This window comes from Curtobacterium sp. MCLR17_007 (assembly GCF_003234655.2).
In the GTDB taxonomy this organism is placed as follows: Bacteria; Actinomycetota; Actinomycetes; order Actinomycetales; family Microbacteriaceae; genus Curtobacterium.
In genome coordinates this window covers 2,607,513-2,628,426 of the sequence record NZ_CP126271.1, presented here as the reverse complement: position 1 = coordinate 2,628,426, position 20,914 = coordinate 2,607,513, and the positions used below count along the sequence as shown (strand labels likewise).

Here is a 20,914-nt window from a genome sequence, read left to right as displayed (position 1 = left end):
CCCGGCGGGCAACCGCGCCGCACCACGGCACCACCCCTCGAACGAACCTGGAGACGATCAGTGCCCACCCTCCGCCTCGCCATCGTCGGCGCCGGTCCCGCCGGCATCTACGCCGCGGACATCCTGCTTCGGGAAGCGCACGCCTACGACGTGTCGATCGACCTCTTCGAGCAGCTCCCGGCGCCCTACGGCCTGGTCCGGTACGGCGTCGCGCCCGACCACCCGCGCATCAAGGGCATCATCAACGCGCTGCGCGACGTGCTCGACCGCGGCGACATCCGGATCTTCGGCAACGTCGAGTTCGGCAAGGACATCACGCTCGACGACCTGCGCAAGCACTACAACGCCGTCGTGTTCTCGACGGGCGCGATCAAGGACGCCGACCTCGACGTCCCCGGCGTCGAGCTCGAGGGCTCCTACGGCGCGGCGGAGTTCGTCAGCTGGTTCGACGGACACCCGGACGTCCCCCGCACCTGGCCGCTCGAGGCCGAGAGCGTCGCGGTCATCGGCAACGGCAACGTCGCGCTCGACGTCTCCCGCATCCTGGCCAAGCACGCCGACGACCTGCTGCCGACCGAGGTGCCGGACAACGTCTACCAGGGCCTCAAGCGCTCGCCCGTCACCGACGTGCACGTCTTCGGCCGCCGCGGTCCCGCCCAGGTGAAGTTCACCCCGCTCGAGCTCCGCGAACTCGGCGAGGTCCCCGACGTCGACATGGTCGTGTACGACGAGGACTTCGACCACGACGAGGCATCGCTCACCGCGATCCAGACGAACAAGCAGGTCATGGTCATCAACCGCGTGCTCGAGCAGTGGCGGAAGCGCGAGGTCGGGCAGGCCAGCCGCCGCCTGCACCTGCACTTCTACGCGAAGCCGCTCGAGTTCGTCGGCGACGACCAGGGCCGCGTCGCAGCGATCCGGTACGAGCGCACCCGGCCGAACGGTCAGGGCGGCGTCGAGGGCACGGGCGAGATCCGCGAGATCCCGATCCAGGCGGCCTACCGCGCGGTCGGCTACTTCGGCTCCCCGGTGCCCGGCGTCCCGTTCGACGAGCGGCACGGTGTCATCCCGAACCACGAGGGCCAGGTCCTCGACGACGACAACCAGCAGATCCCGGGCCTGTACGCCACGGGCTGGATCAAGCGCGGGCCGGTCGGCCTGATCGGCCACACCAAGTCCGACGCGATGGAGACCGTGCAGCACATCGTCAACGACCAGGCCAGCTGGTGGACGCCGGAGGACCCGTCCGAGGGCGCGATCCCGGCGCTCCTGCGCGAACGCGGTGTCGAGTACACCGACCTCGACGGCTGGCACCGCCTCGACGAGCACGAGATCGCGCTCGGCGAGCCGCAGGGTCGTGCGCGGGTCAAGGTCGTGCCGCGCGACGCCATGATCGACGCGTCACTCGGCCGCGAGCCAGCCGACCGGGTCTGACGCCATGACCGCCGTGCGCCCCGCCCTCGCCACCGAGGTGCGGGGCGCCCGCCTGTCCGGGGTCGACGTCGCCCGGGCGGTCGCCCTGTTCGGCATGGTCGCCGCGCACGTCGGCGGCATCGCCGAGCAGCTCGACTGGAGTGACCCCGCGTCGTGGTCCGCTGTGGTGAACGGCAGGTCCTCGACGCTCTTCGCCGTGCTGGCCGGGGTGTCGGTCGGGCTCGTCAGCGGCCGGCAGCACCCGCCCGGACCGCCGGCGATCACGCGGATCCGCGGTCGTCTGGCCGTCCGTGCGCTGGTCATCGTCCTGATCGGCATCATGCTCATGGGACTCGGTACGTCCGTCTACGTGATCCTGCCGACCTACGGCGCACTGTTCCTGCTCGTGCTGCCGGCGCTGCGCTGGCGACGACGCACACTGCTCGTCGCCGCGGGTGTCTGCGCGCTCGTCTCCGCGCCCGCGGCGATCGCGATCGTGCCGCTCTACGCCGGGGCCGACATGTTCGGGGTGCAGCTCGGCCTGGTGTACCCCGTGATCACCTTCCTGGCGTTCGTGCTGGTCGGGCTGGCGGTCGCCCGGTCTGTACTGGAGGAGCGGGGCACGCAGATCGCGCTCCTCGCGTCCGGCGCACTGGTCGCCGCCACCGCGTACGTCGTCGGCTCGGTCGCCGCCCCCGTCCCGGTCGATGCGGGGGACGCGTTCCCCGGGGTGCCGTTCGTCCCGGAGGGTGCGACGGTCGGACAGGGGTTCGCGCAGGTGTTCCTGTCGCCGCGCGACCACTCCGGGTCGATCGTCGACGTCGTCGGGTCCGCCGGGGTCGCCGTCGCCGTCATCGCGCTCTGCACGTTGCTGGTCGACGGCCGCGGGCGGACCGTCGAGCGGATCGCGACGCCGTTGTCCGCGGTCGGGTCGATGCCGCTGACGATCTACGCGCTGCACCTCGTCGTGATCGCCGCACTGCCCGCGCTGCCGCAGCAGGCCGCGACGTGGTGGTGGTTCGTGTTCGGCGCCGTGCTGTTCGCGATGCTGTGGCAGCGGTTCCTCGGCCGGGGACCGGCCGAACGGCTCGTCGCCCGGATCGCCGCGTCGGTCGTCCGCTGATCCCGTCGGGACCGCAGCGGCACACCGGGCGCGAGCCGGGCCTCCTGTCCGGCGCTACTGCAGTGCCGCCGTGAGCCGCGCGACGTTGTCGAGCACCTGCGAACGCCGCGTGCGTCCGAGCCAGGTCTCGAGGTCGAGCTGGATGCTCTCTTGACGGTACGAGCTCTGCACGCCACGCAGGGCGTTGACGAACCGCTCGCCGCGCACCATGACCGAGATCTCGAGGTTGAGGGAGAACGAGCGCATGTCCATGTTGCTCGACCCGATGACGGCGACGTCGTCGTCGATCGTGAAGTGCTTGGCGTGCAGGATCGTCGGTGCCCGGTACAGCCAGATCTTCACGCCGGCGCGGAGCAGACCCTCGTAGTACGAGCGCTGCGCGTGCCACGTCATCGCGTGGTCGCCGATCTGCCCGACGAAGAGCTCGACCTCGACCCCGCGCTGCGCCGTCGTGGTGATGGCGTAGAGCATCGAGTCGTCCGGGACGAAGTACGGCGAGGTGATCGACACCTTCTTCTGGGCCGAGTAGAGCAGCGCGTTGAACAGGCGCAGGTTGTTCTCGCCGTCGAAACCCGGGCCGGAGGGGACGACCTGGCAGTCCAGGGCGTCGCCGCGGTCGGCTCGCTGGACGGGGTCGCTCTCGCGCAGCAGCAGTTCGTCGGTCTCGCTGTACCAGTCGGTCACGAACAGGGCGTTGATCCCCGCGACGACCGGGCCCTCGAACCGTGCGAAGAGGTCCTTGTACGCCAGGCCCTTCTCGATGTGCGCCTTCGTGTCGTAGGACCGGTCGATCAGGTTCTGCGAACCCGTGAACGCGATCGACCCGTCGATCACCATGATCTTGCGGTGGTTCCGGAGGTCGGGTCGCTGGAACTTCCCCTGCAGCGGCTGCAGCGGCAGCATCAGGTGCCACTCGATGCCCGCCTCGTCGAGGAACGCCAGCGTGTCCTTGAAGCCCGGGTACCCGCGGCTGGCCCAGTGGTCCATGAGGAACCGGATGGTGACGCCCCGGGCCTGTGCCCGCGCCAGCGCCTCGAAGAACGGGCGGGTGGTGTCGTCGAGCGAGGCGATGTAGAACTCGACGTGCACGAAGCGCCGGGACGCGTCAATCGCCTTCGCCATCTCGGCGAAGGACTCGTCGTAGTCGGGGTAGAGCTCGGCCGAGTTGCCGCCGACCAGGGGCATCGCGCCCAGCGTCCGGTTCAGCGTCGTGATGCTCTCGAACCAGTGCGGCCACGGGTGGTCTCGTCGCACACGCTCGATGCCCTCGGTCTGCTCGAGGATGTACGCGTTGATCTCGGTCTGCTTCTCGCGCCGGGCCTTCGGCAGCTTCGTCGACCCGATGACCAGGAAGACGATGAAGCCGATGTAGGGGATGAGGAAGATCGCGAGGAGCCAACCCGTGGCTGTCTGGGGCTTGCGGTTGATCGGGACGTAGATGATCGAGAACGCGCGGATCGCCAGGTCCAGCAGGACCAGCAGGATGACCAGGGCGACGGTGAGCCAGTGCTCCACGGGGGTGTCGAGTCGTCGGGGGGTCGGCGCGTCAGCGGAAGTTGATGAACTGCAGCGGCACGTCGAACTCTTCGCCCTTGAGCAGCTGGATCGTGTTCTGCAGGTCGTCGCGGCTCTTGGAAGAAACCCGGAGTTCGTCCCCCTGGATCTGGCTCTTCACGCTCTTGGCGGCGTTGGCCCGGAGGAACGCGCCGATCTTCTTCGCCACGTCCTGCTCGATGCCGTTCTTGAACGACACCTCGATGCGGAACTCCTTGCCCGAGGCGTAGGGCTCACCGGCATCGATGCTCTTGAGGCTGATGCCGCGCTTGATGGCCTTCGACTCGAACACGTCGAGGACGGCCGTGGCGCGCTCGGCGGTGTTCGCCTTGATGAGGACGTCCTCGCCGCTGAACGCGATCGAGGCGCCGACGCCCTTGAAGTCGTAGCGCTGCTCGATCTCCTTCGCGGCCTGGTTGAGGGCGTTGTCCGCCTCCATCTTGTCGACCTTGCTGACCACGTCGAAGGAGCTGTCTGCCATGCCGTCCACCCTATCCATCGCTGCTGATCGCGGTTGGTCGCGACCATCGCCGACCATCCGGTATGCTGTTCTGGCGCCTCCGGTTGGTGATCACACGGGCTGGGTGCGCGCATGGCGAGTTACCCAAGCGGCCAAAGGGATCTGACTGTAAATCAGCCGGCGTAGCCTTCGGGGGTTCGAATCCCTCACTCGCCACGTGTCCATTCGCTGAAGAACTCGTTGCGGGTGGTGACGACATCGGACAGGGCCCCGTTTCTGACGGAGCCCTGTTCTGTTTGTCGACAGGGCCCCGCTTCTGACGGGCCCCTTTCTCGTCGTGTGCTGCACGCCCTCGTTCCTGACGGGCTGGACCGCGCCGGACAGGAGGCCCGGTGCGGGCTGGACCGCTGCCTCCCGTCCGGTGGGCCCGGCCTGAACACCCGGTCGCACGGTGCTGGGAGGATCGGAGCATGAGCGCTGAGCCGACACCGACCGAACTCGCCGACCTGGCCCAGGCCATCGCGACCGAAGCCGCCACACTCGCAGCCCGCCGTCGTGCCGAGGGCGTCGAGGTCGCTGACCGCAAGTCCAGCATCGTCGACGTCGTCACCGCCGCCGACCGAGAAGTCGAGTCCCTCGTCCACGACCGCATCCGCGCAGCGCGCCCCGACGACGGCTTCCTGGGCGAGGAGACCGGCGCGACACCAGGCTCCACGGGCATCACGTGGGTGGTCGACCCCATCGACGGCACCGTCAACTACCTGTACGGCAGCTCGCAGTACGCCGTCAGCATCGGGGTCGTCCGCGGCGAACCGGACCCCGCCGTCTGGGAGCCGATCGCCGGCGTCGTCGTGGCTCCTGCCACCGGCGACGTGTACCGCGCCGTCGCGGGGTCACCGGCGACGCTGAACGGTGCGCCGATCGCCGTCGCCACGCCGGCGTCGCTCGCCGAGACCCTCGTCGCCACCGGGTTCGGCTACACGGTGGACCGCCGTCGTGAGCAGGTCGCCGTGCTCGCCGGACTGCTCGGCGAGGTCCGCGACATCCGCCGCGGTGGCTCCGCTGCGCTCGACTGCTGCGCGGTCGGTGCCGGCGTGGTGGACGCCTACTACGAGCGTGGTGTGAACCCGTGGGACATCGCAGCCGGAGCCATCGTGGCCGCCTCGTCCGGCGCCGTCGTCCGCACCTGGCAGGCGGGCGGTACGCGCTCCTTCCTGTTCGCGGCACCGTCGGTCGCCGCACCGCTCGAGGAACTCGTCCGCACCGCCGAGGCCACTGCTTTGGCCAGCTGACCCCACCTCTGGGGAGCGGTCCGGGTCCCCGTCACGACTGGCGGAGCGCCGAGAGCCCTGGTACCGTCGCTCGGGTCCCGTTATCTGCTCGTTACCAATGAGCGCATCTGCCTCGATCAGGATCTGCACCGTACGTATGCCCCGAACTCCGCTCTCGCCCGTCGCCACCGACCAGAAGGTCTCCGATGCACCGGCACCAGCCGTCCATCTGACCCGCCGGGCCCGTATCGAAGCGGAACGCGCCGTCGCCAAGCAGTCGGTCCGACGCGACCAGCCAGTCGCCGCCCCTGCCGAGCCGGTCGCCGCCGCACGTTCGACCGCTGACTCGCCCGCGCTGCCGGTCACGCCGTCGGCACCGGCTTCCCCGGTGCTGCCGGCCTCGACGCTCCAGCCGGAGACGCCCCCGGCGCCGACCTCGCCGGTCGTCGCACCGGCGGCCGTCCGTCGAGCCGCAGCAGCGGCCTCCGGTCCGAGCGCCCCTCGCCCGACGGCCACGCGCCCGGACGCCACCCCGCGCGGCGCCGCCAGGACTGCTGCCCCGCGCAAGCAGACCGCCGCTCCCCGCCCGCAGACCGCCGCTCCGCGGCCGCAGGCAGCCGCGTCCGCGCGCACCGCCGCTCCGGTGGCCCCGCGCCGTGTCGATCGCGCGACCCGTCACCTCGGTGCCACCGCTCGTCAGGCTGCGACGCCCACGCCGCGACGGGGGAGCGCCTTCCAGCGGAACGCCTCGCGGGTCACGGCGGTCGGTGCACTGCTCTTCGTCGCCGGGCTCGTCGTGTCGACATCGCTGCCGGCGCAGGCGCTCTACACCCCGGAGCCCGGCTCGACCACGCAGCGGGCCGCCGTCGCGGGCGATGCCCAGTCCCTCGCCGTCGGCGACGCCACCGAGGCCGAGACCGGTCGCGACGCCTACACGGTCTCCGACGCCACGCAGTACAAGAACGTCGACTCCTCGAGCTTCACGAACGACGCGAACGGCACCATCCAGTGGCCGTTCCTGACCGGCGTGCCGATCACCTCCGGCTTCGGCGGTCGTCAGGTCGAGGGCTGCTCGTTCTGCTCGACGAACCACCAGGGCGTCGACTTCGCACCGGGCGCCGGCACGCCGATCCGCGTCATCGCCGCGGGCACCGTCATCAAGGTGCAGCCCGACGACGGCGGCTTCGGCAACGACGTCTGGGTCGAGCACGACGTCGACGGCAAGCAGTTCACCAGCGTCTACGGGCACATGATGGACAACTCGTTCAAGGTCGTGAAGGGCCAGCAGGTCGCGGTCGGCGACGAGCTCGGTCTGGTCGGCTCGACGGGCAACTCCACGGGCCCGCACCTGCACCTCGAGGTCCACGTCGACGGCGTCCCGGTGGACCCGCTGGCATGGCTCAAGGCGAACGCGAACTAGCCCCGCGGACGGCACGCCCGGGCGTCGTGGCCGGTTCCGGACCACCGTCCGGGTTCTGCTATCCTCGTGTGGTGCCGCTCGCGGTACTCGCCCCGATAGCTCAGTGGTAGAGCACTTCCATGGTAAGGAAGGGGTCGTCAGTTCAATCCTGACTCGGGGCTCCGACCCGGCGAGAACTCATCGCCGGATCTGTGGCGGGGTAGCTCAGTTGGTTAGAGCACACGACTCATAATCGTGGGGTCGCGGGTTCAAGTCCCGCCCTCGCTACCGCAAGCCCGGCGTCCGCGCCGGGCTTTCGTCGTTCCCGGGGCTCGCGCTGGTGGCGTGGCGGACGGGGAGCATCTCGCACGAACGCAGTTCGCGCCCCCTTGCGGACGTCGCGCCCCGTGGTGCGGGGGCGCGACGGGCGTGCGGGGGTGCGACCCCACCGACTGGAGGCCCGGCGCGCGTCCGCCGGACCGGAACGGGGCCTCCAGGCGGTCGCCGCCCGCCGCTCGACGCCGCCGAATTTCTCACAACCGCGATCACGTCGCGCCGTGCGTTCACGTGGTTCCGCGCGCCTTGAGTTCCGCGAACGCAATTCGCATGACGCCGGACCTATCGACCGCCCGGCGCGACGAGCAAGCCGGCCGCGCGCAGCGACCCCTCGACCGCGCGCGACACCCGCCGCCAGTGCTCCCGCCGCCGGTCAGCGCCGATCGACCCGCCCACCACCGCCGGGCCGTGGTCGGCGTGCCGCAGCGTCAGGGTCGACCGGCTCCCTGCGGTCGACCGGCTCCCTGCGGTCGACACGACCAGCTCGTACCGGCGGTACTCCCGCGCCGGGTGGACGAGCGCGCCGAGCAGCATCGTCAGGACGCGACTGCCGGACTCGGCGACGATCGTCCCCGGGGCGGCGTCGACGCGATGCCCGGCCGACCGCAGTGCAGCGCCGGCGAGCTCCATCGCGGCGCTGCGGTCGCCCGTGTGCACCGCGTACTCGATCGTGGTCTCCATCGCACCCTCCCAGAGTGAAGACAGCGCGTCGACGCCCCCTCCGGCACCGCGCCCCGCGAGCATACGCGATCCATCCTCAGGACCCGTGCGACCCGCTGCCGTCGGTAGACTGCCCGTCGTGTCAGTGAACCCCGAGCTCGTCGGCAGGACGTTCCCGCCGGCCCCGCCGTACCTGGTCGGTCGCGAGAAGGTGCGCGAGTTCGCACGCGCGACGTTCGCGACCAACCCGATCCACCACGAGACGGACGCCGCCCGCGCCGCCGGCTACACCGACGTCGTCGCACCGGCCACCTTCGCGGTCGTCGTGCAGGAAGCCACGTTGGCCCAGCTCCTCGCCGAACCCGACGCGGGCATCGACTTCTCGCGCGTGGTGCACGGTGAGCAGAAGTTCACCTACGACCGGCCGATCGTGGCGGGTGACGAGCTCACCGCGACCCTGACGGTGACGAGCGTCAAGACGCTCGGCGGCAACGCCATGGTCACCGCCGAGAGCACCATGAGCGACGCCGCGGGGGAGCACGTCGTCACGGCGACCTCCACCCTCGTGGTCCGAGGAGACGACGCATGAGCACCGCAACCCCCACCACGGCCGAGGTCGGCACGGTGGTCGCCGAGCGTGAGGTCCACCTCACCCGCGACTCTCTCGTGCGCTACGCCGGTGCGTCCGGGGACTTCAACCCGATCCACTACCGCGACGACGTCGCCACCTCCGTCGGGCTGCCTGGTGTGCTCGCGCACGGCATGCTCACGATGGGCCTCGCCGTCCAGCCCGTGTCCGAGTGGCTCGGCGACCGCGGGTGGATCGCCTCCTACGGTGTCCGCTTCACGCGGCCGGTGGTCGTCGACCCCGAGCAGGGCGCCACCGTCGGCGTCGTCGCCAAGGTCGGCACCGTCGACGACCAGGGCCGTCCGCAGCGCATCGACCTCACCGTGACCGCCGCCGGGCAGACCGTGCTCGGCAAGGCGCAGGTCACGGTGGTGTTCCGCTGATCGTGGCCGACACCCTCCTCGCCGACCTCACGACCCTGCGCGTCGGGGGAGCCGCCGGTCGCCTGCTCACCGCGGACACCACCGACGAGCTCGTCGCGCATGCACGCGACGCCTGGGCCGACGACGACTGGCTCGTGGTCGGTGGCGGCAGCAACCTGCTCGTCGCCGACGACGGCTTCGACGGCACCGTGGTGCTGGTCCGGACCCGGGGCGTCGAACACGACACCACCACGGACGGCGTCACCGTCCGCGTCGCCGCCGGGGAACCCTGGGACGCGTTCGTCGCGTCGACCGTCGAGCGCGGTTGGACCGGACTGGAGGCCCTCAGCGGCATCCCGGGCACCGTCGGTGCGAGCCCCGTGCAGAACATCGGGGCGTACGGGGTCGAGCTGTCCGACGTGCTCACCCGGGTCGAGTTCCTCGACGCGGCCACCGGGGAGCGCGCCTGGCTCGACGCGGCCGAGCTGGAGCTCGGCTACCGCACCTCGACGCTCAAGCACGGGCGACGCGGGGTCGTCCTGACCGTCGAGTTCGCGCTCGGCACCGACGTCCAGGGCGGCGTGCCCGTGCGGTACGCGCAGCTGGCAGGCTCCCTCGGTGTGACGCTGGGCGACCGGGTCGACCCCGCCCAGGTGCGTTCCACGGTCCTGGCGCTGCGGTCCTCGAAGGGGATGGTCCTCGACGGCGACGACCAGGACACCTGGAGCGCCGGCTCGTTCTTCACCAACCCGATCGTCTCGGCCGGGTTCGCCGAGTCCCTGCCCGCCGACGCGCCGAGCTGGCCGGTCGGCGAGGACGTCAAGCTCAGCGCCGCGTGGCTCATCGAGCACGCCGGCGTCCACCGCGGTTACGCGCTTGCCGGCTCCCGTGCCGGCATCTCCACCAAGCACACGCTCGCGCTGACGAACCGCGGCGGTGCGACCGCCGCCCAGGTCGCCGAGCTGGCGCGGTACGTCCAGGTGAGCGTGCTCAACCGCTTCGGTGTGGCGCTGGTGCCGGAACCCGTGGTCGTCGGCGACCTGCTCGCCTGAGCCGTACCGGGCCTCCCGGCCGGCCGTTCCCCCGGTCCGCCGGAGCCGCACCCCCGGAAGAACGTCGCGCCCCGTGGGAACGGGGCGCGACGTGCGTGGCGGGGTGCGAGCGCCTCAGCTGAAGAACGTCGCCAACCGGGCGACGCCCTCGGCGATGTCGTCGTCGCCGAGCGCGTAGGACAGGCGCAGGTAGCCGGAGGGGCCGAAGGCCTCGCCGGGGACGACCGCGACCTCGGCGTGCTCGAGGATCAGGTCGGCCAGCTCGAGCGTGGTCGTCGGCGTCGAGCCGGCCCACTCGCGACCGAGCAGCGCCGTGACGTCGGGGTAGACGTAGAAGGCCCCCTCGGGCGTCGGCGTGACGAAGCCCGGGATCGCGTTGAGTCCCGCGACGATGGCCCGGCGACGGCGGTCGAAGGCCTCGCGCATGGCGACGACCGGTTCCTGCGGCCCGGTGAGCGCGGCGATCGCCGCGCGCTGGGACACGTTCGACACGTTGCTCGACAGGTGCGACTGCAGGTTCGACGCGGCCTTGACGGCGTCGGCCGGGCCGATGAACCACCCGACGCGCCACCCCGTCATCGCGTAGGTCTTCGCGACGCCGTTCACCAGGATCGTCGTGTCGGCGAGCTCGGGGACCGCCTGGAGGATCCCGGTGAAGGTGGTGCCGTCGTAGACCAGGTCCTGGTAGATCTCGTCGCTGATCACCCAGATGCCGTGCTCGAGCGCCCACTCGCCGATGGCGCGGGTCTGCTCGGCGGAGTAGACGGCGCCGGTCGGGTTCGAGGGGGAGCAGAACAGCAGCGCCTTGGTCGTGGGTGTGCGCGCTGCCTCCAGCTGCTCGACCGTGACCAGGTAGTCCTGGTCGCTGCCGGCGAAGACCTCGACGGGCTCGCCCCCGGCAAGCCGGATCGCCTCGGGGTAGGTGGTCCAGTACGGCGCGGGCAACAACACCTGGTCGCCGGCGTCGACGATCGTCTGGAAGGCCTGGTAGACGGCCTGCTTGCCGCCGTTCGTGATGATGACCTGCGACGGCTCGACGGTGATGCCGGATGCACGCGCCGTCTTGTCGGCCACGGCCTGCTTGAGCTCCGGCAGGCCCGTGGCGGGCGTGTACCGGTGGTTCTTCGGGTCCTGCGCCGCAGCGACCGCGGCGTCGACGACGTGCGCGGGCGTGGCGAAGTCCGGTTCGCCGGCCGCGAAGGAGATCACGGGTCGTCCGGCCGCCTTGAGCGCCTTCGCCTTGGCATCGACCTTGAGCGTCGCGGACTCGGCGATCGCGGCGATGCGCGACGCGATCCGGGGTCGCTGGGTGGTGGTGGACTCGGGGCCTTCGGCTGCGGTGCTCACCCGCCCAGCCTATCGGCGCGGCACGCCGCGAGACCCCTCAAGTGGACACCGCGTGACGCACTCCCGTACACTCGTCTGCGGCGGTCGCGACCCGTTGATGACGGACGCGTACCACCCGGAAGACGGCATCGTCTCCCGAAGGGCGGTGGCTCAATTGGTAGAGCAGCGGTCTCCAAAACCGCAGGTTGCAGGTTCGAGTCCTGTCCGCCCTGCACATCTGGAAGGTGACGAAGTTGGCGAGCAACGACATGGAGACGACGACGGACGACGTCGTCGCCAAGGCGAAGCAGGACCGTGCCGCGCGCCGGGGCCCGTTCGCGGCCATCGCGCTGTTCATCCGCCAGGTCATCGGCGAACTGCGCAAGGTCGTCACGCCGACGCGCAAGGAACTCTTCAGCTACACCGGCGTCGTCCTGGTGTTCGTCGTCGTGATGATGGTCCTCGTGTCGATCCTCGACTTCGTGTTCGGGCTCGGCGTCGGTTACGTCTTCGGCAACGGTCCGACCGCCTGATCGGTGTCGCACCCGTCGGGGCTCGTCTCCATCGGCCGATCCCGACCCACGCCGGCGGCGACGCCGAGCAGCGTGACCAGTGACCAGCGCGAACAGTGACCAGGGCGAACGCCGACCCGACCCGCACCACCGAACGGAAAGAACCGACAGTGTCTGACTACTCCCGCGACGACATCGACCTCGCGACCGCTGCAGAGCAGTCCTCCGAGGTGGAAGAGAACCAGGAAGGCGACGTCGAGACGGGCGAGCTCCGTTCGGCCGAGTCCGCCGAAGAGCGTGCGATCGCGGTCGAGGACGAGGACGACGAGTCCCTCGGGCTGAGCGCCGAGCCGGACGACGGTGACGTGGACGGCATCGACGAGACGCTCACCGCCCTCGCCGAGTCCCGTGACGCCGAGGCCGACGCGGTCGTCGACGACGCGCTCGAGATCGACTCCGCCGACGAGGCCGAGGCTGCCGTGGAGGCCGTCGAGGACGAAGAAGAGGCCGAGCTCGAGACCGAGACCCCCGACGAGGCGAACGCGACCATCGCCGCCGAGGAGTCCACCGACACCCCCGGCGCGATCGCCCCCGAGTCCGAGGTCGACCTGGCTCCGGGCACCGAGGTCTCGATCGAGGCCGACCCCGACGCCGACGCACTCGAGGACGACGAGCCGACAGAGGTCGACCCGTACGAGGCCTTCAAGGCCGAGCTGCGGATGAAGCCGGGCAAGTGGTACGTCATCCACTCCTACGCGGGCTTCGAGCGCCGCGTGAAGTCGAACATCGAGAACCGCATGGTGTCGATGTCGATGGAGGACTACATCTACCAGGTCGAGGTCCCGATGGAGGACGTCGTCGAGATCAAGAACGGCCAGCGCAAGCTCGTCACGCGCGTCCGGATCCCCGGGTACGTGCTCGTGCGCCTCGACCTCAACGAGGACTCCTGGTCCGTCGTCCGGCACACCCCGGGCGTCACCGGCTTCGTCGGCAACGCGCACAACCCGACGCCGCTCCGCTTCGACGAGGCGTTCGGCATGCTGAAGTCCCTGGTGCAGGTCGCCGAGACCGCACCGAGCAAGGGCGGCAAGGGCTCCGGCCTCACGCAGGCCCAGCCGGCCGCCGAGGTCGACTTCGAGGTCGGCGAGACGATCACCATCAAGGAGGGCTCGTTCGCGGGTCTGCCGGGGTCGATCTCCGAGATCAAGCCGGAGAGCGGCAAGCTCACGGTCCTCGTCTCGCTGTTCGAGCGCGAGACCCCGGTCGAGCTCAGCTTCGACCAGGTCACCAAGCTCTGACGCCGACAGGCATCAGGTAGACTCATCGAGTTTGGGCCTGCGACGCCTCGTGCGTCGCAGGCTCGTCACCGCGAGCCGGAACCGCCGGCCACGCGGGAGAGTGCACGGAATCCCGTGCGTTCGATCCCAGGAGGAAAGCGAACATGGCACCGAAGAAGAAGGTCACGGGCCTGATCAAGCTGCAGATCAACGCGGGAGCCGCCAACCCGGCCCCGCCGATCGGTCCGGCGCTCGGTCAGCACGGCGTGAACATCATGGAGTTCTGCAAGGCGTACAACGCCGCGACCGAGTCGCAGCGCGGCAACGTCGTCCCGGTCGAGATCACCGTCTACGAGGACCGTTCGTTCACGTTCGTCCTCAAGACCCCGCCGGCCGCCGAGCTCATCAAGAAGGCTGCGGGTGTGCAGAAGGGGTCCGCGACCCCGCACACGGTCAAGGTCGCGAAGATCTCGATGGACCAGGTCCGTCAGATCGCCGAGACCAAGCAGGCCGACCTGAACGCCAACGACATCGACCAGGCCGCGAAGATCATCGCCGGTACTGCTCGTTCGATGGGCATCACGGTCGAGGCGTAAGCCTCTCCCTCAGGTCCACACCCCAACACCCTTCCGTGGGAGAGCCTCGCCGGCTCGCCAACCACGTATCTCGCAAGGAGACCACCATGGCGAAGAAGTCCAAGGCCTACCAGGCCGCGGCCGCGAAGATCGAGGCCGACAAGTTCTACACCCCGACCGAGGCCGTCGCCCTGGCCAAGGAGACCGGCTCTGCGAAGACCGACTCCACGGTCGAGGTCGCGCTGAAGCTCGGCGTCGACCCCCGCAAGGCGGACCAGATGGTCCGTGGCACCGTCATCCTGCCGCACGGCACCGGCAAGACCGCCCGCGTCATCGTCTTCGCGACGGGCGCTGCGGCCGAGGCCGCGATCGCAGCCGGCGCTGACGAGGTCGGTGGCGACGAGCTCATCGCGAAGGTCGCCGAGGGGTACACCTCGTTCGACTCCGCCGTCTCGACCCCCGAGCTCATGGGCAAGGTCGGTCGTCTGGGCAAGGTGCTCGGCCCGCGTGGCCTCATGCCGAACCCGAAGACCGGCACCGTGACCCCGAACGTCGCGCAGGCCGTCAACGACATCAAGGGCGGCAAGATCGAGTTCCGCGTCGACAAGCACGCCAACGTGCACTTCGTCGTCGGCAAGGCCTCGTTCACCCCGGAGCAGCTCGACGAGAACATCTCGACCGCGCTCGAGGAGATCAACCGCCTCAAGCCGAGCGCCTCGAAGGGCCGCTACGTCATGAAGGGCGCCGTCTCGACGACCTTCGGGCCCGGCATCCCGCTGGACGTCAACAGCATCTGATCGACTGACGACACGAACGGCCTCGCTCCCACACCGGAGCGGGGCCGTTCGGCGTCGCGGCCGCTAGGTTGGATCGGTGCGCACCCTCGTCAACGCCCTGCGGCTCATCGCCGTCATCGCGATCGTGGCGGCGATCGTCGCGCAGTTCCTGCGGAGCGTCGAGAGCCCGGTCTACAACTTCTTCAACTTCTTCGGGTACTTCACGATCCAGTCGAACGTGTTCGTCGCACTGGCGTTCGCCCTGACGCTGATCGCTGCGGCCCGACGGAAGCGCGGGCAGGTCGGTCTCTCGGTGTTCCGCGGTGCGGCCACGGTCTACATCGCCACGACGGGGATCGTCTACAACACGCTCCTGGTCAACGCGACCCTCGACCAGTCGTTCACGGTGCAGTGGTCGAACGACGTGCTGCACAAGATCATCCCGGTGTACGCGGTCCTCGACTGGCTGCTGTTCTCCGACCGCGCCAAGCTGCTGCTCCGGCACGTGTGGTGGTTCTTGGTCTACCCCGCGGTGTGGCTCGTCGTGATCCTCGTCCGCGGGGCCACCGACGGGTGGGTACCGTACCCGTTCCTCGACCCGGCGCAGGGCTACGGCGTCGTGGCCCTGTACTGCCTGGGCGTGGCGGTGTTCATCGCGCTGATGGGCATCCTGGTGGTCGGCATGAGTCGACTCCGGCTGGTCAAGGTCTAGCGACGCGGCGGCGCGGCGACCCAGCGGCACGGCTAGCGAGCGGAGCGGAGCCGGTCGAGCACCATGTCGGCGAGCGACACCAGCCCGCGGATCTGGTCGTCGTCGCGGTCGATCCAGGTGCACTCGGGTTCGTCGGCGATCGGCACGAAGTCGTCGTGCTTCTCCCAGACGAACAGCGTGCGCTCGGCACCGAGCACGTACTGCTGCCACCAGACCTGCCGCAGGTAGTGCCGCGGGACGCGCTTCCAGCCGTGGGAGGTGGTCTTGATCTCGGCGAGCAGCAGGCGCCCGTCGCGGTCCTGTCCGACACCGTCCGGCGTGGCAAGGTGCGCACGGTTGGCGGCCGCGTGGAACAGGTGCGCCGAGGGCTCGATGCCGTGGGTCGCGGCGACCCACGCGGCGATGACCGGTTCGCGGTCGCGGCCGTGCTCGGTGTAGACGTTGCCGGAGAAGCGGGACCCGTACCGCTTGTCGGTGACGACGGCCTCGATCGCGTGGTGCGACGCCAACCGCGCCACGTCGGTCGCGGTGATGCCCGCCGCACGGGCGCGGAGCCACGCGACGCGGTCTGACGAGTGCGCGACGATCCGCTCGGTGTGGCCGCGCAGGGCCGTGAAGCTGTCGCGGACCGTGGTGACGGGCGCGTCGGAGCCGGACAGGGCCTCCAGACTGTCCCACAGGGTGGGCTGCACGATCGTCACCGGACGATTCTCACCCCGACCGGTGACGGACGCGAATCCGGCGCGCGGTCAGGACACCAGCTGACGGCCCTCGGCGTAGGCGACGAGTTCGTCGACGCCCGCGGGGGAGAGCGCGTAGCCGATGGCGAGCGACGCGGCACCCTGGAGGGCCGCCATGCCCCCGGCACGCGACGGCGCGATGACGAGGTGCTCGGTCGCGAGCGGCATCGAGCGCGAGTAGACCACCTCGCGCACGCCGGCGAGCAGGTGCTCCCCGGCCTGGGTCACCGACCCGCCGAGCACGATGACCTGGGGGTTGATGAGCGAGATGCAGGTGGCGAGGACCTCGCCGATGTCGCGGCCGGCCTGGCGGACGGCGTAGATGGCGTCGAGGTCGGAGCGGTTCACCAGGGCGATGACGTCCGCGCTCGAGTTGGCGTCGTGGCCCTTGTCGCGGAGTGCGCGGGCGATGGCGGGTCCGGAGGCGACTGCCTCGAGGCACCCGGTGTTGCCGCAGTGGCAGGGGACGTCACCGGCGCGGGAGACCCGCACGTGCCCGATGTCGCCCGCGGTGCCCTGCGCGCCGCGCTGCAGGCGACCCTCGGAGACGATGCCCGACCCGATGCCCGTGGCGACCTTCACGAAGAGCAGGTGGTCGACGCCCGGCCAGCCGTGTTCGCGTTCACCCAGGGCCGCGATGTTGACGTCGTTGTCGAGCAGGACGTGCGCCCGGATGTGCTGCCGCAGCCACGACGGGACGTCGAACCCGTCCCAGCCGGGCATGATCGGCGGGTTCGCGGGGCGTCCGGTCGAGAACTCGACGGGACCGGGCACACCGATCCCGATGGCGATGACGTCGTCACGTGCACGACCGATCTCGTCGAGCAGTTCGTCGATCGCCTGGACGAGCCAGGTCAGGGTCGGGACGGGGCCGGCGGCGATGTCGATCCGGGCCTCCCGGGTCGCGAGCGGCTGCGCCACGAGGTCGGTCACGGCGACGCGGCCGTGCGAGGCGCCGAGGTCGGCGGCGATGACCAGGCGGGAGGTGGGCCGCAGCGCGACCTGTGCGGGCGGGCGTCCACCGGTGGACGCGGCCGTCTCGACCGCGCCGACGAGGCCGACGTCGACGAGGGCGTCGAGGCGCACGCCGATGGTCGAGCGTGCTGCTCCCGTCAGTGCGGCGAGTTCCGACCGGGTCCGCGGCACACCGTCGCGCAGGATCTGGAAGAGCTCGCTCGTCCCGACCGGCGGCGTCGCTGCCGTCCGTGCCAAGTCGACCATGGTGCGAGTGAAACACACTTCGAATGCGGCACGCAACGAAGTGCGTCGAACATCTGCGGACTTCTGCTTGACGGCCGACAGAAGTGCTCGTAGTGTGACGAACGGTCAGAGACGACCACGCCACTCGACGAGGAGAACACTGGTGACCCAACCGCTTTCGGTCCAGCTCTACACGGTCCGCGACGCGCTCAGTGCCGATCTGCCCGGCACCCTGCAGCGCATCGCCGGCATCGGCTTCACGAACGTCGAGCTCTTCGGCTACGTGGACCGCGCCGACGAGTACGCCACGGCCCTGCAGGACGCCGGCCTGGTTGCACCGAGCGGGCACGCCCGACTGCTGGACGCCGGTGAGCAGGACCTCGAGCGCATCTTCCACGCCACGGCGCAGGTCGGCACCGAGACGCTCATCGACCCGCACATCGACGAGGCCCGCTGGACCACCCGCGAGGACGTCGAGGCCATCGCCCGCGAACTCAGCGTGCTCGCCCCCCGTGCCGCCGACCACGGCCTGACGCTCGGCTACCACAACCACGCGTTCGAGTTCTCGAACCGCATCGACGGCGTCAGCGCCTACCAGGTCTTCGCCGACGCGCTCTCCGACGACGTCGTGCTCGAGCTCGACACCTACTGGGCGAAGGTCGGCGGTGACGACCCGGTGGCCGTGCTGCGCACGCTCGGCGACAAGGTGCGCTTCCTGCACGTCAAGGACGGCGACGGCTCGCACGACGACAAGCGCCAGGTCGCCGTCGGCAACGGCATCATGCCGATCCGCGACATCATCGCGGCCGCACCGGACGCGCAGCAGGTCGTGGAGCTCGACGACCACGACGGCGACGTGTTCCAGGCCGTCACCGACTCGTACTCGTTCCTGCAGGGGGCCCGCGCATGACCGACACCACCACGACCGCTCCGGCCGACAGCACGGCGTCCGCCACGGCCCGCCGCACCGGCCCGGTCGGCGTCGGCGTGATCGGCGCCGGGGTCATCTCGGACCAGTACCTGTCGAACCTGACGGTCTTCCCCGACGTGCAGGTCCGGTTCATCGCCGACATCGACGAGCCCCGCGCCGCTGCCCAGGCCGAGAAGTGGGGCGTGCCGGAGTCGGGATCGGTCGAGCAGCTGCTCGCCGACGACGACATCGAGATCGTCGTCAACCTGACGATCCCGGCCGCGCACGTCGAGGTCGCGCTGCAGGCCATCGCCGCCGGCAAGCACGTCTGGGGCGAGAAGCCCTACGCCCTCGACCGCGAGAGCGCCACCCAGCTCCGCGACGCCGCTGCCGCCGCCGGCCTGACGGTCTCCGTCGCGCCGGACACCTTCCTCGGCGCCGGGCTGCAGACCGCGCTCCGCACGATCCGCGACGGCCGCATCGGGACGCCGCTGAACGGCCTGACGCTGTTCCAGAGCCCCGGTCCGGAGTCGTGGCACCCGAGCCCCGAGTTCCTGTTCGCGTACGGCGCCGGCCCGCTGTTCGACATCGGCCCGTACTACATCACCACCCTGGTGCAGGCGTTCGGCCCCGTGTCGAAGGTCACCGCGACCGCGTCGAAGTCCCGTGCCACCCGCACGATCGGCTCCGGGCCGAAGGCGGGGACCGAGTTCCCGGTCGACGTCCCGACGAACCACTCCGCGCTCATCGAGTTCGAGAACGGCGGGAGCGCGCAGAGCGTGTTCTCGTTCGAGTCGGACCGCGGCCGCACGGGTGTCGTCGAGATCGCCGGCGAGACGGGCACCGTGGTGTTCCCCGACCCGAACAACTTCGATGGCGACACCGAGCTGTACGCGCTCGGCGCCGACGAGCCCGAGACGATCCCGGCCGTCGGGTCCACGTACTCGCGCGGCACCGGCGTGGTCGACCTGGCCCGCTCCCTGCGCGCGGGCGAGACGAACCGCGTCCCCGGTGCGCTCGCCTTCCACGTCCTCGACGTGATGGTCTCCATCGCCGAGGCCGCCGAACGTGGCGAGGCGGTGCTCGTCACGAGCACCGTGTCGCCCTCCCAGACCCTCGACGAGGGCTGGGACCCCGCGGAGCAGACCCTGGTCTGACCCGCGAGAACACCGAGCACGACAGCACCACACGCACGACAGCACCACACAGCAGCACCCGAACGCTCCATCCCTGCACCATCTCAACGACGAGAAAGTAGAGAGTCATGCGCACTGCCATCCGCGCACTGGCCATCACCGCGGCCGCGGCACTCACCGTGACCGGCCTCGCAGCCTGCTCCGCCGGAGGGTCCGGTTCGTCCGGCGACTCCAAGACGCTCACCTACTGGGCGTCGAACCAGGGCACCTCCCTGCAGAACGACAAGGAGGTTCTGACCCCCGTCCTCAAGCAGTTCACCAAGCAGACCGGCATCAAGGTCGACCTGCAGGTCATCGGCTGGAACGACCTGCAGACGAAGATCCAGACCGCCGTCACCTCGGGCCAGGGCCCGGACGTGGTCAACATCGGCAACACGTGGGCGACCTCGCTCCAGGCCACCGGCGCCTTCCAGGAGTTCGGCAGCTCGGAGATGAAGTCGATCGGCGGCGCCGACAAGTTCGGCAAGGTCGCGCTGTCGACCGGTGGCGCCCCCGGCAAGACCGTCACGAGCGTCCCGCTCTACGGTCTCGCCTACGGCCTGTACTACAACAAGCAGATGTTCAAGGACGCCGGCATCGAGGCCCCCACCACGTGGGAGGACCTGACCGCCGACGCCAAGAAGCTCACCACGGGCGGCAAGTACGGCTTCACCATCGCCGGTGGCTCGTACACGGAGAACGCGCACTTCGCGTTCATCAACTCGGCGCAGAACGGCGGCGAGTGGTTCGACAAGAGCGGCAAGCCGACCTTCACCTCGAGCGCCAACGTCGACGGCATCAAGCGCTACCTCGACCTGATGCAGAGCGACAAGGTCGTCAACACCTCGAACGCCCAGTACGACAACGGCACCCAGGCGGTCTCGGACTTCGCGAACAAGAAGGCCGCGATGATGCTGACGCAGAACAACGCGAACGCGACGATCACGTCGAACGGCATGTCCGCCGACGACTTCGGCGTGGTCCCCTTCCCGGCCCCGACCGGCGGCAAGGACATCGCGAGCTTCCCGGCCGGCATCAACCTGTCGATCTTCAAGAACACGAAGAACAAGGACGGCGCGCTGAAGTTCGTCAAGTACATGACGAGCGCCGACACGCAGTCGACGCTCGACAAGCCGTACTCGGCCCTGCCGGTGCTCGCCTCGGCTGCTGACTCGGTCACCGACGAGCAGACGAAGACGTTCCTCGACATCTACAACAACAAGGCGAAGCCGCTCCCGCTGGTCCCCGCCGAGGACCAGTTCGAGTCCACGGTCGGCAAGGCGATGAACGACATGTTCGCCAAGATCGCCACCGGCGGCACGGTGTCCGACAGCGACATCAAGTCCGCGCTGCAGACCGCCCAGGACCAGGTGTCCCAGGCGAACGGCTGATCCAGCCACATCCAGGAGGCCCGGGGCGCGTCCGCAAGGTCCGCCCCGGGTCTCCGCCCCCG

At 70.1% G+C, this 20,914-nt stretch carries 21 protein-coding genes and 4 tRNA genes; 19 read left to right on the top strand and 6 right to left on the bottom strand.

Going from position 1 to position 20,914, the window contains the following annotated elements:
- Positions 1-60: 60 nt before the first annotated feature.
- On the top strand, positions 61-1,434 hold the full coding sequence (locus tag DEJ13_RS12385) for an FAD-dependent oxidoreductase (RefSeq protein WP_056118909.1): 1,374 nt from the start codon (positions 61-63) through the stop codon (positions 1,432-1,434).
- A gap of 4 nt (positions 1,435-1,438) precedes the next feature.
- A complete protein-coding gene (locus tag DEJ13_RS12380; RefSeq protein WP_111105597.1) occupies positions 1,439-2,536 on the top strand; it encodes a heparan-alpha-glucosaminide N-acetyltransferase domain-containing protein in 1,098 nt (365 codons plus the stop codon).
- Between the two features lie 54 nt (positions 2,537-2,590).
- Here DEJ13_RS12380 and cls read toward each other — a convergent pair whose 3' ends face one another.
- Both cls and DEJ13_RS12370 read right to left on the bottom strand, forming a co-directional pair.
- Positions 2,591-4,051 carry a cardiolipin synthase gene (gene cls / locus DEJ13_RS12375; protein WP_111105596.1) on the bottom strand — a complete coding sequence of 487 codons (1,461 nt, stop codon included), beginning with the start codon at positions 4,049-4,051 and terminating at the stop codon, positions 2,591-2,593.
- A gap of 31 nt (positions 4,052-4,082) precedes the next feature.
- The gene (locus tag DEJ13_RS12370) at positions 4,083-4,571 is read right to left on the bottom strand and encodes a YajQ family cyclic di-GMP-binding protein (RefSeq protein WP_056120096.1); all 489 of its coding nucleotides are present in this window, start codon (positions 4,569-4,571) and stop codon (positions 4,083-4,085) included.
- 113 nt (positions 4,572-4,684) lie between these two features.
- Between DEJ13_RS12370 and DEJ13_RS12365 the strand changes: the two genes are divergently transcribed.
- From DEJ13_RS12365 to DEJ13_RS12345, 5 genes are all read left to right on the top strand, one after another.
- A tRNA-Tyr gene (locus DEJ13_RS12365) sits at positions 4,685-4,766 on the top strand.
- Between the two features lie 254 nt (positions 4,767-5,020).
- Positions 5,021-5,842, top strand: a complete 822-nt coding sequence (locus tag DEJ13_RS12360) for an inositol monophosphatase family protein (RefSeq protein WP_056118898.1) — start codon at positions 5,021-5,023, stop codon at positions 5,840-5,842.
- A 136-nt stretch (positions 5,843-5,978) separates the two neighbouring features.
- On the top strand, positions 5,979-7,241 hold the full coding sequence (locus tag DEJ13_RS12355; protein ID WP_111105595.1) for a M23 family metallopeptidase: 1,263 nt from the start codon (positions 5,979-5,981) through the stop codon (positions 7,239-7,241).
- An 89-nt stretch (positions 7,242-7,330) separates the two neighbouring features.
- Positions 7,331-7,402: transfer RNA gene (locus DEJ13_RS12350), tRNA-Thr, on the top strand.
- A 32-nt stretch (positions 7,403-7,434) separates the two neighbouring features.
- A tRNA-Met gene (locus DEJ13_RS12345) sits at positions 7,435-7,508 on the top strand.
- A gap of 330 nt (positions 7,509-7,838) precedes the next feature.
- On the opposite strand, the gene DEJ13_RS12340 is transcribed toward DEJ13_RS12345, so the two are convergent.
- Entirely contained in the window at positions 7,839-8,237 is a 399-nt protein-coding gene (locus DEJ13_RS12340) for a hypothetical protein (protein ID WP_146245141.1), read from the bottom strand.
- A gap of 118 nt (positions 8,238-8,355) precedes the next feature.
- Here DEJ13_RS12340 and DEJ13_RS12335 point away from each other — a divergent pair, with 118 nt between their 5' ends.
- Genes DEJ13_RS12335 through DEJ13_RS12325 form a run of 3 tightly spaced genes read left to right on the top strand, consistent with a single transcriptional unit; the run spans position 8,356 to position 10,258 of the window.
- On the top strand, positions 8,356-8,805 hold the full coding sequence (locus DEJ13_RS12335; RefSeq protein ID WP_111105855.1) for an FAS1-like dehydratase domain-containing protein: 450 nt from the start codon (positions 8,356-8,358) through the stop codon (positions 8,803-8,805).
- A complete protein-coding gene (locus DEJ13_RS12330; protein ID WP_056118883.1) occupies positions 8,802-9,227 on the top strand; it encodes a MaoC/PaaZ C-terminal domain-containing protein in 426 nt (141 codons plus the stop codon). Before DEJ13_RS12335 ends, DEJ13_RS12330 begins: the two co-directional genes overlap by 4 nt.
- Positions 9,224-10,258, top strand: a complete 1,035-nt coding sequence (locus tag DEJ13_RS12325) for a UDP-N-acetylmuramate dehydrogenase (RefSeq protein ID WP_502868735.1) — start codon at positions 9,224-9,226, stop codon at positions 10,256-10,258. Before DEJ13_RS12330 ends, DEJ13_RS12325 begins: the two co-directional genes overlap by 4 nt.
- A 114-nt stretch (positions 10,259-10,372) precedes the next feature.
- Here DEJ13_RS12325 and DEJ13_RS12320 read toward each other — a convergent pair whose 3' ends face one another.
- Positions 10,373-11,605 carry a pyridoxal phosphate-dependent aminotransferase gene (locus tag DEJ13_RS12320; RefSeq protein WP_284158079.1) on the bottom strand — a complete coding sequence of 411 codons (1,233 nt, stop codon included), beginning with the start codon at positions 11,603-11,605 and terminating at the stop codon, positions 10,373-10,375.
- Between the two features lie 139 nt (positions 11,606-11,744).
- Here DEJ13_RS12320 and DEJ13_RS12315 point away from each other — a divergent pair.
- The 6 genes from DEJ13_RS12315 (at position 11,745) to DEJ13_RS12290 (ending at position 15,436) form a co-directional block, all read left to right on the top strand.
- Positions 11,745-11,817: transfer RNA gene (locus tag DEJ13_RS12315), tRNA-Trp, on the top strand.
- Positions 11,818-11,853: 36 nt separating this feature from the next.
- Positions 11,854-12,117 carry a preprotein translocase subunit SecE gene (gene secE / locus DEJ13_RS12310; RefSeq protein WP_111105854.1) on the top strand — a complete coding sequence of 88 codons (264 nt, stop codon included), beginning with the start codon at positions 11,854-11,856 and terminating at the stop codon, positions 12,115-12,117.
- A gap of 149 nt (positions 12,118-12,266) precedes the next feature.
- A complete protein-coding gene (gene nusG, locus DEJ13_RS12305; RefSeq protein WP_111105592.1) occupies positions 12,267-13,394 on the top strand; it encodes a transcription termination/antitermination protein NusG in 1,128 nt (375 codons plus the stop codon).
- A 143-nt stretch (positions 13,395-13,537) separates the two neighbouring features.
- Positions 13,538-13,969: a 50S ribosomal protein L11 gene (rplK, locus tag DEJ13_RS12300; protein WP_056118868.1), complete on the top strand. Its 432-nt coding sequence runs from the start codon at positions 13,538-13,540 to the stop codon at positions 13,967-13,969.
- An 86-nt stretch (positions 13,970-14,055) separates the two neighbouring features.
- On the top strand, positions 14,056-14,745 hold the full coding sequence (gene rplA, locus DEJ13_RS12295; RefSeq protein ID WP_056118864.1) for a 50S ribosomal protein L1: 690 nt from the start codon (positions 14,056-14,058) through the stop codon (positions 14,743-14,745).
- A gap of 76 nt (positions 14,746-14,821) precedes the next feature.
- Entirely contained in the window at positions 14,822-15,436 is a 615-nt protein-coding gene (locus DEJ13_RS12290; protein WP_111105591.1) for a Pr6Pr family membrane protein, read from the top strand.
- A 32-nt stretch (positions 15,437-15,468) separates the two neighbouring features.
- On the opposite strand, the gene DEJ13_RS12285 is transcribed toward DEJ13_RS12290, so the two are convergent.
- A complete protein-coding gene (locus DEJ13_RS12285) occupies positions 15,469-16,137 on the bottom strand; it encodes a YqaJ viral recombinase family protein (protein WP_056118859.1) in 669 nt (222 codons plus the stop codon).
- A 48-nt stretch (positions 16,138-16,185) separates the two neighbouring features.
- Positions 16,186-17,397, bottom strand: coding sequence for an ROK family protein (locus tag DEJ13_RS12280; protein WP_111105590.1), 1,212 nt, complete (start codon positions 17,395-17,397; stop codon positions 16,186-16,188).
- A gap of 142 nt (positions 17,398-17,539) precedes the next feature.
- Here DEJ13_RS12280 and DEJ13_RS12275 point away from each other — a divergent pair, with 142 nt between their 5' ends.
- The 3 genes from DEJ13_RS12275 (at position 17,540) to DEJ13_RS12265 (ending at position 20,852) form a co-directional block, all read left to right on the top strand.
- A complete protein-coding gene (locus tag DEJ13_RS12275) occupies positions 17,540-18,286 on the top strand; it encodes a sugar phosphate isomerase/epimerase family protein (RefSeq protein ID WP_220037532.1) in 747 nt (248 codons plus the stop codon).
- Positions 18,283-19,443, top strand: coding sequence for a Gfo/Idh/MocA family protein (locus DEJ13_RS12270; RefSeq protein ID WP_111105588.1), 1,161 nt, complete (start codon positions 18,283-18,285; stop codon positions 19,441-19,443). Before DEJ13_RS12275 ends, DEJ13_RS12270 begins: the two co-directional genes overlap by 4 nt.
- A gap of 107 nt (positions 19,444-19,550) precedes the next feature.
- Positions 19,551-20,852, top strand: a complete 1,302-nt coding sequence (locus DEJ13_RS12265) for an ABC transporter substrate-binding protein (protein WP_111105587.1) — start codon at positions 19,551-19,553, stop codon at positions 20,850-20,852.
- Positions 20,853-20,914 lie beyond the last annotated feature (62 nt).